Below are 14,326 nucleotides of genomic sequence, written 5' to 3'. Positions count from 1 at the left end.
TTGCGTCGCTGCGCTCGCAACGACGCTGATCTCAATAGTTCGTCTGTTTGGCCCGCTCCGGAAAAGCCGCCGCCAGTGCTGCGCCGTCGGCCCGCAGCACGCCACGCTCGGTGATCAGCCCGCTCACCAGCCGGGCCGGGGTGACGTCGAAGCCGTAGTTCGCGACTGGCGATCCCGGCGGCACGATGCGCACGGTCTCGATGCGGCCGTCGGCGGTGCGGCCGGTCATCTCGGTCACTTCCTGCGCACTGCGCTGTTCGATCGGGATCTGCCGTCCCTCGGCAACGGCAAAGTCGATCGTGGGCGACGGCAGCGCGACATAGAACGGCACACCATTGTCATGCGCGGCCAGCGCCTTTAGATAGGTGCCGATCTTGTTGCAGACGTCGCCATTGGCGGCGACGCGGTCGGTGCCGACGATGGCGAGATCGACCATCCCATGCTGCATGAGATGGCCGCCGGTGTTGTCCGGGATGACGGTATGCGCCACGCCGTGATGCCCGAGTTCCCAGGCAGTCAGCGAGGCGCCCTGATTGCGCGGCCGGGTCTCGTCGACCCAGACATGGATCGGAATGTCGCGATCGTGCGCGAGATAGATCGGCGCGGTCGCCGTGCCCCAATCAACGGTCGCAAGCCAGCCGGCATTGCAGTGGGTCAGCACGTTCACGACTTCGCCCGGCTTCTTGCGCGCCGCGGCCGCCTCGATCAGCGCGAAGCCGTGCGCGGCGATGCCCTGGTTGATCGTGACGTCCTCGCCGGCAATGTCGACGGCGCGGGAATAGGCCGCATCGCGACGCTCCGACGGCGCCAGCCGGCGCAGCATGGTGCTCATCGTGTCGAGCGCCCATTTCAGGTTGATCGCCGTCGGCCGCGTCGCGATCAGCATCTGGTAGGCGCGGTCGATGCCGGGATCGGAGCGGTCGTCGCGCATCGCCAGCGCCATGCCGAACGCGGCGGTAGCGCCGATGAGCGGCGCACCGCGGACCAGCATGCCGCGGATCGCGTCAGCGGCCTCCTCGCATGTCGTGATCTTCGCCACCACGAACTCGTGCGGCAATCGGCGCTGATCGATCGCGCAGACCGACCAGCCGTCGGAGTCGAGCCAGATGCTGCGATAGTGCCGGCCGTCCACCTTCATGTTCGATCCCCCTCAGCCGCGCAAGATACGGCCTGCGACCGCATCGAGCTTCTTCAGAAGCTCGGGATCGCGCGCCTCCGGCGCAGTGATCAAGGCTGTGTCGAGCGCACGGTCGGAGCCGATCGGGCACGGTTCGTGCTCGCGCGGAAACTCGCGGGCGAGCCGCGAGACCAGTGATTTGGCCTTGTCGGCGTTGGTGGTGAGCACGCGAATGATGTCCTGCACGGTAACGGCGTCATGATCCGGATGCCAGCAGTCGAAGTCGGTCGCCATTGCGACCGTCGCGTAACAGATCTCGGCCTCGCGGGCGAGCTTCGCCTCCGGCATGTTAGTCATGCCGATCACCGAATAGCCTGACGCCTTGTAGGTCATGCTCTCGGCATAGGTCGAGAATTGCGGCCCCTCCATGCAGACATAGGTGCCGCCGCGCACGACCGCGATGCCTTCCGCCTCGGCCGCCGCCGCCAGATGAATGCGCAACCGCGGCGAAACCGGATGCGCCATCGACACGTGGGCGACGCACCCCTTGCCGAAAAACGAGCTCTCGCGCTTGTAGGTGCGATCGACGAACTGATCGACCAGCACGAAGGTACCCGGCGGGAGCTCTTCCTTGAACGAGCCGCAGGCCGACAGCGACACCAGGTCGGTGACGCCAGCGCGCTTCAGCACGTCGATGTTGGCGCGATAATTGATGTCGGAGGGGGACAGCCGGTGTCCCTTGTCATGGCGCGGCAGGAACACGATCGGCAGGCCCGCGATCGTCCCCCGGCGTACCGGCGCCGACGGCTCACCCCAGGGGCTCGCGATCACCTCTTCGCGGGCATCTTCCAGTCCCGGCAGATCATAGATGCCTGAGCCGCCGATAATGCCAAGCACAGCCTTCGTCATGACGTCCCCATCTCCAACCGAGACGAGAATGCCAGCTTTGCGACGAATTGAAAACAGCGACGCGGTGATCCGTGGGGCGTGGCAACTGGATCAGGCAGCCTTGGCTGCCGCCAGCTGACCGCTCACCAGACGCTCCAGCGTGGCGACAGACTGGAAGTTCTCCGGCGTGATCAGCTCCTGCGGAATGGTGAAATCGAACTCCGCCTCAAGCGCCAGCATCAGGTTGACCATGTCCATGGACGTCAGCCCGATGTCGACGAGCTTTGCATCCGCCGTCACGTCGGCGGCCGTGGCGTTCTGCGCGAGGATATCGCGCACGAGCGCCACGATCCTGTGACTGACATCGACATCGAAACTCGGCATGGGGACCTCTTCACTCGCGGCTTGTTCGGGCACGTCGGATCTGATCGACGCTCGCGCAGGGAGATAATGCAATTCGGCGTCGAAAGAGTTACGCCGCAGCCCGTTCCAAGTCTGAACTCGTCTTAACGCTAACGGCTTGGTCTAGAATTCTCGGACCAAAACAACCAGGAATTAACCCCCACCCGTCGATGGCGCGGCGTTTACCCTGAATTTCGTCGACGTATTTGAATCAAATCCATACCCTGCGTGCAGCCCAAAGAAGGCGCAGTGCATCTGTCCTGATCTTGCGAGGACGCACGTGCCGATCTCTCAACGAGACAAAATCCGGAGTATCGATCGGTCATGACTCTCCAGGGAACCGCGCTTCGAAACCCGATCCCCGACGATGGCGAGAGCCTCCTGCTCGATCGCAGCGACATGTTCCTGCAGCGGACCGCCGCTGTTGCCGCGCGGGCCGCCGCGGAAGCCGACGAGGTCGACCGTGACGGCCGCTTCCCGAAGGCAGCAATCGAAGCGTCACGCGAGCACAAGCTGCTCGGGATGCAGATTCCGGTCGAGTTCGGTGGCTTCGGTGCCTCGATTCACGACATTGCCGATGCCTGCTATGCGCTCGGCCGCGCCTGCGCCTCCAGCGCCATGATCTTCGCCATGCACCAGACCAAGGTCGCCTGCCTGGTGCGTCACGGCCGCGGCAGCGCCTACATGGAATCCCTGATGCGCCGTATCGCATCCGAGCAGCTGCTGATGGCCTCGTCCACCACCGAGGGACAGAACGGCGGCAACATCCGCGCAAGCGCTGCGGCCGTCGGCCACGAGAATGGCCGCATCTCGCTGAAGCGCGACGCCACGGTCATCTCCTATGGCGCGGAAGCCGATGGCCTCGTCACGATTGCACGGCGCGCCGACGGCGCCGCCGCCTCCGATCAGGTGCTGCTGGCGCTGACCAGGGACGACTACACGATCTCGCGCACCCTTGGCTGGGAAACGCTGGGCATGCGCGGCACCTGCTCAACAGGATTCGCGCTCGAGGTGAGTTGTCCCTCCGACCGCATGTTCACCGAGCCCTATGAGCGCATCCACGGCCAGACGATGACGCCGTTCGCACATCTGTGCTGGTCGTCGGCCTGGGCCGGCATCGCTGCGGCTGCCGTGGAGCGCGCTCAGCGCTTCCTGCGCAAGGCCGCACGCGGCGCCGGCGGACAGATGCCGCCGGCAGCTGCGCATTACACCGCGGCGAAGATGGCGCTGGCCCGGCTGCGCGCAATGATCGTCACCAACATGGATGCCTTCGTCGCCCATGAGTATGACGAGCGGGCGCTGGGTTCGCTCGACTTCCAGTCCTCCATCACGCTATTGAAGGTGCAGGCCTCTGAACTTGCCGTCGAGACCGTGATGCATGCCATGCGCGCCTGCGGTCTCTCGGGCTATCGCAACGACGGCGAGTTCTCGATCGGCCGCCACCTGCGCGACGTTCTGTCGGCGCCGATCATGATCAACAACGACCGTATTCTCGCAAACATTGCCACGGCCAACTTGATGAGCACGGTACCGACTTCGCTCCATGAATGATCGCGCCGATTGCAGCCATTGCCTCGACCCAGGATTTGCACAATGACGATTCCCGTTCTCCCGCAGTCGCCCGAGATTGCACCCCAGCCGGCCGACGCGCTCGATCATCTGACCGGCGCGCTGTTCCATCGCATGGGCGCGGATGGCGTCTATGCGCGGACCGCGCTGTATGAAGGCGTGGTGGAGCGGCTCGCGACGCTCATCACGCGGCATCGCGAGCCCGGCACGGAGGTCATGCGCTTTCCGCCCGTCATGAGCCGCGCCCAGCTCGAAAAGTCGGGCTATCTGAAGAGTTTCCCCAACCTGCTCGGCTGCGTCTGCGGCCTGCACGGCACCGAGCGGGACATCCATGAAGCCGTGGCACGGTTCGACAAGGGCGGCGACTGGACCACCTCATTGTCACCAGCCGACCTCGTGCTGTCGCCCGCGGCCTGCTATCCGGTCTATCCGATCGCGGCGAGCCGCGGCGCGCTGCCGGTCGGCGGCCTGCGCTTCGACGTCGCGGCCGATTGCTTCCGCCGCGAGCCGTCGCGTCATCTCGACCGCCTGCAGTCGTTCCGGATGCGCGAATATGTCTGTATCGGCACGCCCGACGACGTCTCGGCATTCCGCGACCGCTGGATGGTAAAGGCACAGGCGATTGCGCGCGATCTCGGCCTGTCGTTCCGCGTCGATCATGCCAGCGACCCGTTCTTCGGCCGCGTCGGCCAGATGAAGGCGGTCAGCCAGAAGCAGCAGGCGCTGAAATTCGAGCTGCTGGTGCCGTTGCGCTCGGAGGAGCAGCCCACCGCCTGCATGAGCTTCAACTATCATCGCGAGCATTTCGGCACCACCTGGGGCATCGACGATGCCGACGGTGCGCCGGCGCACACCGGTTGCGTGGCCTTCGGCATGGACCGCCTGGCAGTCGCGCTGTTCCACACCCACGGCATCGATCCGACGCGCTGGCCGTCGCGCGTGCGGGAAGCGCTGCAATTCGAGCGCCAGGCAAGCACCGTCGGCTGACGCCACCAAGCCGCCGGCGAGGGATCGGCAGACCATCTCATGAGCGCGCTCCAGCCACCGATCCGGTGCCGCGAGATCGGAGCCTCCGATCTGGACGCGGTCGCCGATCTCTTGGCGCGCGGCTTTCCCCGGCGCCCCTGCCGCTATTGGTCGAGCGGCCTGCAGCGACAGGCCGCGCGCCCGACGCCCGAGGGCTATCCACGCTACGGCTACCTGCTCGAGCAGGGCGGCAATGCGGTCGGCGTCCTGCTGCTGATCTACAGCAATCGAGGCACACCAGCGCAGCCCCGGATCTGGTGCAATCTCTCGAGCTGGTATGTCGAGCCGGCGTTCCGCAACTACGCGACGATGCTCACCGCGATCGCCCAGCGGCGGCCCGAGGTCACCTACGTCAACATCAGCGCCGCGCGCCGGACCTGGCCGATCATCGAGGCTCAGGGGTTTCGTGCCTATTGTCGCGGCCTGTTGTTTTCCATTCCGGTACTCTCGGCTGCGGGCCAGGGCGCTCGAGTCCAACAGGTCGCGGCAGATGCGCACGCTGTAGACGGCATTCCATCCGACGAAGCGGATCTGCTGATCCGCCACGCCGGCCATGGCTGTCTCAGCATCGTGGTCAGGTCGAAGCAGAGCAGCATTCCCCTGGTGCTGCAGCAGGCGCGCATCCGGCAAGGACGGTTCGCACTGCCCGCCATGCAGCTGATCTATTGCCGCGACATCTCAGACTATGTCGCCTGCGCCGGCGCCGTCGGCCGTTTCCTGCTGCTGCGGGGCCGCGTGTCCGTCATCGTCGACGCCAACGGACCGGTCGCCGGGCTGTACGGCGTCTACACCGAACGCCGCGGCCGCAAGTACATCAAGGGGCCGCAGCCGGCGCGGCTCGGCGATCTCAGCGACACCGAGCTTCCGATCTACGGGTCCTGACCTATGCCGCCGCCCTGGCCTGGTGCGCATAGTCCCAGTACAGCCTGCGCGCACGGCTGAACACCGGACCGATCGGCATCGTCCGCTCGTCGATGCGGATCACCGGCGCGACCTTGGCGAAGTTGCCCGATGAGAATATCTCGTCGGCGTTCAGAAAATCGTCATATCGAAGCGTCGTCTCGACCACACTGACGCCGTCGCCTCGCAGCAATTCGATCACGCGCTGTCGCGTGATCCCGTTGAGGAAGGTTCCGTTCGGCACCGGCGTGAAGACAACGCCATCCTTGACCATGAACACGTTGGCATTGCCGAACTCGGCGACGTTGCCGAGCAGATCCAGCATCAGGCAATTGTTGAAGCCGCGCGAGGCCGCCTCGATCAGCGCGCGCGAATTGTTCGGATAGAGGCACGCCGCCTTGGCGTCGACCGGCGCGCATTCGGCCGTCGGCCGCCGGAACGGCGACAGCGTGATGGCGTTGCCCGTCGGCTGCGGCATCGGCGCCTCATAGATGCACAGGCACCAATTGGTGGTCTCGGGATCGAACAGGACACCACCGCCGGCGCCGTGCTGCGCCCAGTACATCGGGCGGATGTAGAGCTCGGCTCTTGCTGCGAAGCGCGCGACGCCCTCCCGCGCCAGCCCCATCCAGGTCTCGACGTCCACCACGGGTTTGAGCCGGAAATTGATCGCGGACTGATTCACCCGCGCGCAGTGCCGATCGAGATCGGGCGTCACGCCTTCGAATGCGCGCGCCCCGTCGAACACGGTCGATGCGAGCCACGTCGCGTGGGTCCGGACGCCCATGATCGGCGCATTGCCCTCGCGCCATTCGCCGTCGAAGAAGGTCCAGGTCTGCGAGTAACTGACAGGCTTGACAATGTGGGTCATGGCGGCGCTCCCGTTCGGCATCGATCGTATCTGCACTTCTGGCGTGAATATTTTAAGGATTTCCCGGTCGCGACCTGCCGCTCATGATCGATTCACTGCGGATGGGCACAATGCCCGATGCCTTGGTTAACTGGAGCTGTCATGCCGCTCGACCCTCGCGCCCAGCGCCTGCTTTCGATGGTGGCGGCCGTTGTGACGGAAAGCCGGGAGCCTCCGAGTCCCCGGCAACGCCGGCAGTCGCTGGCGAAACTGATGCAGTTCGCGCGCAACGACTGCGGCGCCGCCATCACGCGGGACGGCGATTTCTCCGGTCCCTCCGGGCTGCTTCGTTATCGCCTGTATACGCCTGCAGCAGGCCTGGACGATACCGGGATGCCGCCCGGCTTCGTATACTTTCACGGCGGCGGTCTCGTGGCAGGCAGCATCGACACGCACGACAAGGTCGCCGCCGCGCTTGCCGCCGCCGCCGGCTGCCGGCTGCTCTCGATCGACTACCGTCTCGCTCCCGAGCACACGTTCCCCGCAGCAATCGAGGATGCGATCGCTGCGGTTCACTTCGCCATCGATCACGCGGCCGCGCTCGGCATCGACGGCAATCGCATTGTGATCGGCGGCGATTCCGCGGGCGCCACGCTCGCCGCCGCGGTTTGTCAGCAGGCTGCCGGCAGCACCGGTCTCAGGATCGCGCTGCAATGCCTGATCTGCCCGGTGCTTGATTTTTCCAACCCCTGGCCGTCGCGCGAGTTGTTCGGGACCGGCTATCTGATCGACAGGGCGACCTGGCAGGCCGACCTCGCCGACTATCTGGCCGGCGAGTCCGATGTCGCCAATCCCCTGATATCGCCCTTGTGCCGCGAGACGCTGGCTGGGCTTCCCCCCGCCGTGATCCACACCGCGGAGTTCGATCCGATGCGCGACGAGGGCAATGCCTATGCGGCACGGCTCACGGAGGCCGGCGTCACCGTCGCGCATGTCTGTCACGACGGCATGGTTCACAATTTCCACGCCCTCGGTGCGATCCTGCCGCAGGCGAAGGTCGCACTGGATCTGGTCGGGCAGCAGATCCGGTCGCTCCTGCGTGTCCCTGTTGCGCGCTAATTCGAAGCTCTTCGGCCACATATCGTTAGGGTTATTTCGTCGTTCTTGTCGCGAATTATTGCCCGCTTTACGCCTGCGCTCCTACAACGACACCACTCGCGGAATACGAGCAGCTCGCCGCATTGATCGAAGCGAGCGGGGAGATCGCCGATGCGCAACGAGACGATTGCAATCCACGCCGGCTATGAGCCGGAGGCGACCACCAAGGCCGTCGCGGTTCCGATCTATCAGACCGCCGCCTACGCCTTCGACAGCGCCGATCACGGCGCAGCGCTGTTCAATCTCGAAGCCGAGGGCTATCGCTACAGCCGTATCTCCAATCCGACCACGGCGGTGCTCGAGAAGCGCGTCGCCGAGCTCGAAGGTGGCGTCGGCGCGCTCGCCGTCGGCACCGGGCAGGCGGCACTTCACTTCGCATTCGTCAATCTTGCCGATGGCGGCGGCAACATCGTCTCGGTGCCACAGCTCTACGGCACCACGCACACGCTGCTCGGTCACATCCTGCCGCGCCAGGGCATCACCGGACGCTTTGCCGAAAGCGATGCGTCCGACGCCATCGAGCGTCTCATCGACGAAAACACCAAGGCCGTGTTCGCCGAGACGATCGGCAATCCCGCCGGCAATGTCTGCGACATCGAGGCGCTGGCGAAGGTCGCGCATCGCAACGGCGTGCCGCTGATCGTCGACAACACCGTCGCAACACCGATCCTGCTGCGGCCGTTCGATTACGGCGCCGACATCGCGGTGCATTCGCTGACCAAGTTTCTCGGCGGTCACGGCACGACGCTGGGCGGCATGCTGGTCGACAGCGGCAACTTCCCCTGGAAGGATCACGCCGACCGCTTTCCCGCCTTCACCCAGCCCGACGCGTCCTATCACGGGATGGTCTACACCGATCATTTCGGCCGCAGCGCCTATATCCAGCGCGCGCGCAGCGTCTATCAGCGGACCATGGGCGCGGTGCTGTCGCCGTTCAATGCCTTCCTGCTGCTGCAGGGCATCGAGACGGTCGCGCTGCGCATGGAGCGTCACGTCGAGAATGCACGCAAGGTCGCCGAATTCCTCCGCAACGATCCGCGCGTGGCGTGGGTCAACTACGCCGGCTTCCCCGACAGCTGCTATTATCCCCTGGTCCAGAAATATCTCGACGGTCGGGCGTCGTCGCTGTTCACATTCGGGATCAAGGGCGGCATGGAAGCGGGCAAGGCGTTCTATGACGCCCTGAAGCTCGTCACACGGCTGGTCAATATCGGCGATGCGAAGTCGCTGGCCTGCCATCCCGCATCGACCACGCATCGGCAGATGCCGCCGGACGACCAGCGCAAGGCGGGCGTCCTCCCGGAGACGATCCGGCTGTCGATCGGCATCGAGCACGTCAGCGACATCATCGAGGATCTCGACCAGGCGCTCGCCCAGGCCTGCCCTCGCACGCGTCAGCTGGATGCGGCGGAGTAGAGCGATCAGCCGATGACCCTGCTGTTCGACCGACATCGCAGGATCGCGAGCCCTGCCCTCGCGCCCGCTGAATTCGACGACCGCGGCCGACGCCCGATCGAGCTTTCGATCGGCCTCGTCAACAACATGCCGGACAGCGCCCTGAAGGCGACTGATCTCCAGATCGGCCGCCTGCTGCGGCAGTGCGCGCCGCGGCACGTCCGCATCCGCCTGCACTGCTTCTCGCTGCCCTCCATCTCTCGCTCGCAGGCGGCCAGGAGCCACGTCGCCCAGTCCTACGCCGACATCGGGTCGCTCGATCGGCTCGGCATCGACGGCCTGATCGTGACCGGCGCCGAGCCTGTCGCCGCGGCCTTGCGCGACGAGCCCTATTGGTCGGACCTCGCCTCCGTGATCGACTGGGCCAGAACCAACACGCGCTCGACCATCTGGTCGTGTCTCGCGGCCCACGCGGCCGTGCTGCATCTCGACGACATCGAGCGGCAGCGGCTGGCGAGCAAATGCTCCGGCATCTTCGACTGCGTGAAGGTCCAGGACGACTGGCTCACGCACGGCATCCATTTGCCGCTTCAGGTACCGCACTCCCGCCTCAACGCCGTCAACGAGCCGCTGCTGGCGGAGCGCGGCTACGACATCCTGACCCGCTCGGACGAAGTCGGCGTCGACATTTTCGCGCGCTCGACGCCGAGCCGGTTCGTGTTCTTTCAAGGCCATCCCGAGTATGACGCGCTCTCCCTGCAGCGCGAATACATGCGCGACATCGCGCGCTTTCTCGCCGGGCAGCGCGACGACTACCCGCGGCTGCCGAAATCCTATTTCAGCGCCGAGAGCGAGGCGGTGCTCAACGCGTTCGAGTGGCGGGCCAAGGAAAGGCGCGACCCGACGCTGGCGGCCGAGCTCCCGGGATTGACGCTGCGGCCCGATCTCGCCGCAGAAAGCGCCGCCCAGACGCTGTTCAGCAACTGGATCGGTCATCTCGGGCAAACCGGATAGCGCCAAGGCCCGCCTTTCATCGGGGCGATCGCGCAATGGCGCGCTATCTGTTAGATTGGCACGGCACACTTCGCTTGCAAGGTTCCGATGGCCCGACGCACCGGCAGCGCCGATCTTCCGCTCCATTCCGGACGCGTCCCGGCCTGGCTCGGCACGCGCATGGCCTCGCTCGGCGCCATCATCACCCAGGCGATCGTGCATCATTACGGCCGCGACGAATTCCTGGCGCGGATGTCGCATCCGTTCTGGTTCCAGTCGTTCGGCGCCGTCATGGGCATGGACTGGCATTCCTCCGGGATCACCACGAGCGTGATCGGCGCGCTGAAGCGCGGGCTGAAGCCGCTGTCCGGCGAGCTCGGCATCTACGTCTGCGGCGGCCGCGGCGAGCATTCGCGCAAGACGCCCGACGAGCTGCGCCTGCTCGGCGACCGGCTCGGCCTCGACGGCGAGGAGCTGGTGCGGACCAGCAAGCTCGTCGCCAAGGTCGACAGCGCCGCGGTGCAGGACGGCTTCGACCTCTATCTGCACGGCTTCTTCGTCACCGCCGACGGCAAATGGACCGTGGTGCAGCAGGGCATGAATGGCGACGCCCGCCAGGCCCGGCGCTACCATTGGCATTCGCAACAGCTCGCGAGCTTCGTCGACGCGCCGCACAGCGCCATCGACGGTCCCGTCCAGGGCGAGATCGTCAACCTCACCGACAAGCGCGCCGCGCTGTCGCGCGACGCCCAGCTCGAGCTGCTCACCGAGCTCGGCCCCGACCGCGTCGTCGCCGAGTTCGCGCGGCTGAGCACGCCGGAGCCGGCGCAGGGCCTGCTGCCGCATCTCGTCATGCCGGCGCATCACGACGTCAGGCCGAAGGACGTATTCGCCCGCCGCCTCCACGGCACGCTGGCGGCCGCGGCCGAGCGCGGCCCGGTCGACTTCCCCGACCTGCTGCTGACGCCGGGCGTCGGCGCCCGTACCGTGCGCTCGCTCGCCATGGTCGCCGAAGTCGTGCACGGCGCGCCGTATCGATTCGGCGACCCGGCGCGGTTCTCGCTGGCGCATGGCGGCAAGGACCGGCATCCCTATCCGGTGCCGATCAAGGTCTATGACGAGACCATCCGCGTGCTCAAATCGGCCGTCGGCAACGCCAAGCTCGGCCGCGACGAGGCGCTGTCGGCGCTGAAGCGGCTCGACGACCAGGCCCGCCGGCTGGAGCGCAGCGCGACCGGCCCCTCGCTCGATGCCTACATCGCGACCGAGCGCGCCGCCTCGCCAGAGCTCGACGGCCGTTCGGTGTTCGGCTGGGAGCGTGACCTCATCCAGCGCACCGGCGAGGCGTAGCGGCATGCCGGCGCGCAGCGCGGGCGTGCTCGCCTTTCGCCGCACCGCCGATGGACTCGAGGTGCTGCTGGTGCATCCCGGCGGCCCGTTCTGGCGCAACAAGGATCTCGGCGCCTGGTCGATCCCGAAGGGCGAGTTCGGTGCCGGCGAGGCGGCCGAGGCGGTGGCGCGGCGCGAATTCGCCGAGGAGCTCGGCACGACGCTGACGGCGCCGCTCGTGCCGCTCGGCGAGATCAAGCAGCGCGGCGGCAAGGTGGTCGAGGCATTCGCCGCCGAAATCGATCTCGATGCCGGCAGCATCACCAGCAACGCGTTCGAGCTCGAATGGCCGCCGCGTAGCGGCCACGTCAGGCGTTTTCCCGAGGTGGACCGCGCCGCCTGGTTCGACCTCGCCGAGGCGAGGGTCCGGATCAATCCAGCCCAGGCCGCGCTGCTCGACCGTGTCGTGGCGATCGGCGGAGGGTGAACTGTCACCATCCGCCGCCGACGTCACGCCGCGCGGACGTTGCCGAGGAATCGCCCGGTCTGGGTCTTGAGCTGATCCGACTGGCTGCCAAGCTGGGAGGCCGCGCTCAGCACCTGCGCCGCCGCGGCGCCGACCTGGCCGGACGCCTCGCGCACGCCGACGATGTGCTGCATGACCCCCTGGGTGCCCTGCGCCGCCTGCTGGACGCTGCGGGCAATTTCCTTGGTCGCGGCACCCTGCTCCTCGACCGCGGCTGCGATCGCGTCGGTGATCTCGTTCATCTGGCCGATGGTCGCGCCGATCTCGCGGATGGCGTTGACGGTGGAGCCGGTGGCGTCGCGGATGGCTTCGATCTGGCTGGTGATCTCCTCGGTCGCCTTGGCGGTCTGCGCCGACAGCGCCTTGACCTCGTTGGCGACCACCGCGAAGCCCTTGCCGGCCTCGCCGGCACGCGCCGATTCGATGGTGGCGTTCAGCGCCAGCAGGTTGGTCTGGCCGGCGATGGTCTGGATCAGCGCCATGACCTCGCCGATCTTCTGCGACGCGTGGACCAGCCGGTCGACCATCGCCTCCGTCCGCGTCGCCTGCCCGACCGCGTTCTGAGCGATCGAGGACGACTGCGTGACCTGCTTGGCGATCTCCTGGATCGATGACGACAGCTGCTCGGCGGAGGCCGACACCGTCTGCACGTTCTTGGCGGTCTGCTCGGCGGCCGCGGCCACCTTCGCGCTCTGGTCGGTCGTGCCGGCGACGATGCTCGACATCGATTGCGCCGAGGTCTGCAGCTCGCCGGCGGCGGTCGCGGTGGTCTGGATCACGCCGCCGATCGAGCGCTCGAACTCGTCGGCGATCCGCACCAGCACCGTGCGGCGCTCCTCGGCGGCCTGCTGCTTGGACTGCTCCTGCTCGGCCCGGAGACGCTCGCTCTCGGCGAGATGGTCCTTGAAGATCTGCAGGCTGCGCGCCATGCGGCCGATCTCGTTCCGGCGATCCGTGAACGGCACCTCGAGGCCCAGATTGCCCTTGGTCAGCTCGTCCATCACGACGCAGGTACGGTCGAGCGGAACGACGACGCTGCGTCCGAGCCAGAAGGCGACGACCGCGGCCACCAGCAGACCTGCGAGCGCGCCGAAGCCGGCCCACAGCGCGCGCTGATAGACGACCGCATCGACGTCGTCGACATACACGCCGGCCTGGATCGCCAGCATCTTGTCGCCGCTGCCATAGGCGCCGACATAGGACATCTTCGGCAGCTCGGTCGTCCCCCCCGCGCGCGGCACCTTGTACTCGACGAAGCCGCCGCCGGCGCGCGCCATGCGCACGATGTCCTGGATCAGGAGCTTGCCGGTGGAATCCTTGAAGTCCCAGCGGTTGACGTTGATGTATTTCGGGTTGGCGTGGACATAGGTCACGCCGGCATCCGACGATCCGGTTCCGTAGACGCCGAGATAGTCGTTGTACGGGCCCCAGCGCATTGCGCCGATCGCGGCGTAGGCCTGCTGCCGCGCCTGCTCCGGCGCCATCTTGCCGGCGGTCGCCGCGGCGTCATAATAGCTCAGCACCTTGACGGCGGACTCGACGAGGTTGCGGACCATGGTCTGCCGCTCCTCGAGAACGGTTCCGCGCAGCATCAGGATCTGCATGGCGGAGACGGCGAACAGTGCGATCGACATCACGGCGATGATCGCCGCGAGACGCTGATAGACAGTCAGGTGTCGCATTTTCTGGTTCTCGTTGCGTGGACTGTATGCACGATACCAACCGTACATTAATGGTTTGCTATCCGTGCCGCCCGAACACTGTCGAACTAATTAGTTTTTGGACGGATCATGTCCACTCACGCGAACTCAAGCCAGAGAACAACCAACCCGACCTGGGGTGGCGATCGTTCGAACTAACATGCGATAATCCGAGGTATCATCCAAGGGGACGGCCGGTTCCCTGCGAAGTTCCAGTGGGTTAGGTGTCGAGTTCCCACGGAGTTTCGTCGTCGCGACGCGTCAGGCGCCCGAGCTTTGTGCAGCTCAGCCCTCACCTCATCGAGGGCGCAGGGAAGACCAGGCATCGGCTGATTCCTGCGGCCCCCGTGCGGAAAGGAATGCACGGGGCAGGAACCACAGGTTCAGCCGGGTTTGCCGGCGGATTCAATTGGTCGTCGCAACACTCGATGAGGAGGTTGCGATGGGCATTCGAAAGAAACGGTCAACGCGGG

The 14,326-nt window shown here is 66.3% G+C and carries 13 protein-coding genes; 8 read left to right on the top strand and 5 right to left on the bottom strand.

The window, feature by feature from the left end; all coding sequences use genetic code 11:
• Positions 1-31 precede the first annotated feature (31 nt).
• The 3 genes from mtnA to ACQR03_RS21450 all read right to left on the bottom strand — a co-directional run bounded on the left by mtnA (position 32) and on the right by ACQR03_RS21450 (position 2,389).
• The gene (gene mtnA / locus ACQR03_RS21460) at positions 32-1,138 is read right to left on the bottom strand and encodes an S-methyl-5-thioribose-1-phosphate isomerase (protein ID WP_315750817.1); all 1,107 of its coding nucleotides are present in this window, start codon (positions 1,136-1,138) and stop codon (positions 32-34) included.
• 12 nt (positions 1,139-1,150) lie between these two features.
• Positions 1,151-2,026, bottom strand: a complete 876-nt coding sequence (locus ACQR03_RS21455) for an S-methyl-5'-thioadenosine phosphorylase (protein WP_315750816.1) — start codon at positions 2,024-2,026, stop codon at positions 1,151-1,153.
• 90 nt (positions 2,027-2,116) lie between these two features.
• A complete protein-coding gene (locus ACQR03_RS21450; RefSeq protein ID WP_315717167.1) occupies positions 2,117-2,389 on the bottom strand; it encodes a phosphopantetheine-binding protein in 273 nt (90 codons plus the stop codon).
• Between the two features lie 417 nt (positions 2,390-2,806).
• Here ACQR03_RS21450 and ACQR03_RS21445 point away from each other — a divergent pair, with 417 nt between their 5' ends.
• From ACQR03_RS21445 to ACQR03_RS21435, 3 genes are read left to right on the top strand one after another with little or no spacing between them, the layout of a single operon-like run.
• Positions 2,807-3,958 carry an acyl-CoA dehydrogenase family protein gene (locus tag ACQR03_RS21445; RefSeq protein ID WP_409998634.1) on the top strand — a complete coding sequence of 384 codons (1,152 nt, stop codon included), beginning with the start codon at positions 2,807-2,809 and terminating at the stop codon, positions 3,956-3,958.
• Positions 3,959-4,000: 42 nt separating this feature from the next.
• Positions 4,001-4,963 (top strand): amino acid--[acyl-carrier-protein] ligase, encoded by a 963-nt coding sequence (locus ACQR03_RS21440; protein ID WP_315717036.1) that lies wholly within the window; start codon positions 4,001-4,003, stop codon positions 4,961-4,963.
• 39 nt (positions 4,964-5,002) lie between these two features.
• Positions 5,003-5,884: an acyl-CoA acyltransferase gene (locus ACQR03_RS21435; RefSeq protein ID WP_315750812.1), complete on the top strand. Its 882-nt coding sequence runs from the start codon at positions 5,003-5,005 to the stop codon at positions 5,882-5,884.
• Position 5,885: 1 nt separating this feature from the next.
• Here the strand turns inward: ACQR03_RS21435 and ACQR03_RS21430 are convergent, their stop codons facing one another.
• Positions 5,886-6,773, bottom strand: coding sequence for a branched-chain amino acid aminotransferase (locus ACQR03_RS21430; protein ID WP_315750810.1), 888 nt, complete (start codon positions 6,771-6,773; stop codon positions 5,886-5,888).
• 141 nt (positions 6,774-6,914) lie between these two features.
• On the opposite strand from ACQR03_RS21430, the gene ACQR03_RS21425 reads away from it, so the two are divergent.
• The 5 genes from ACQR03_RS21425 to ACQR03_RS21405 all read left to right on the top strand — a co-directional run bounded on the left by ACQR03_RS21425 (position 6,915) and on the right by ACQR03_RS21405 (position 12,114).
• Positions 6,915-7,871 (top strand): alpha/beta hydrolase, encoded by a 957-nt coding sequence (locus ACQR03_RS21425; RefSeq protein WP_315750809.1) that lies wholly within the window; start codon positions 6,915-6,917, stop codon positions 7,869-7,871.
• 150 nt (positions 7,872-8,021) lie between these two features.
• Positions 8,022-9,326: an O-acetylhomoserine aminocarboxypropyltransferase/cysteine synthase family protein gene (locus tag ACQR03_RS21420; protein WP_315750808.1), complete on the top strand. Its 1,305-nt coding sequence runs from the start codon at positions 8,022-8,024 to the stop codon at positions 9,324-9,326.
• A gap of 12 nt (positions 9,327-9,338) precedes the next feature.
• Positions 9,339-10,319, top strand: coding sequence for a homoserine O-succinyltransferase MetA (metA, locus tag ACQR03_RS21415; protein ID WP_316169885.1), 981 nt, complete (start codon positions 9,339-9,341; stop codon positions 10,317-10,319).
• A gap of 87 nt (positions 10,320-10,406) precedes the next feature.
• Complete coding sequence (locus ACQR03_RS21410) at positions 10,407-11,648, top strand: DUF763 domain-containing protein (protein WP_434841854.1); 1,242 nt, start codon at positions 10,407-10,409, stop codon at positions 11,646-11,648.
• Positions 11,649-11,652: 4 nt separating this feature from the next.
• The gene (locus ACQR03_RS21405) at positions 11,653-12,114 is read left to right on the top strand and encodes an NUDIX domain-containing protein (RefSeq protein WP_316193481.1); all 462 of its coding nucleotides are present in this window, start codon (positions 11,653-11,655) and stop codon (positions 12,112-12,114) included.
• Between the two features lie 23 nt (positions 12,115-12,137).
• Here the strand turns inward: ACQR03_RS21405 and ACQR03_RS21400 are convergent, their stop codons facing one another.
• Positions 12,138-13,835, bottom strand: coding sequence for a methyl-accepting chemotaxis protein (locus ACQR03_RS21400; RefSeq protein WP_316169888.1), 1,698 nt, complete (start codon positions 13,833-13,835; stop codon positions 12,138-12,140).
• Positions 13,836-14,326: the final 491 nt, after the last annotated feature.

This window comes from Bradyrhizobium sp. HKCCYLS3070 (assembly GCF_051167575.1).
GTDB lineage: Bacteria > Pseudomonadota > Alphaproteobacteria > Rhizobiales > Xanthobacteraceae > Bradyrhizobium.
Note: the sequence above shows the minus strand (reverse complement) of the source record. Positions and strands in the feature narration are given on the sequence as shown.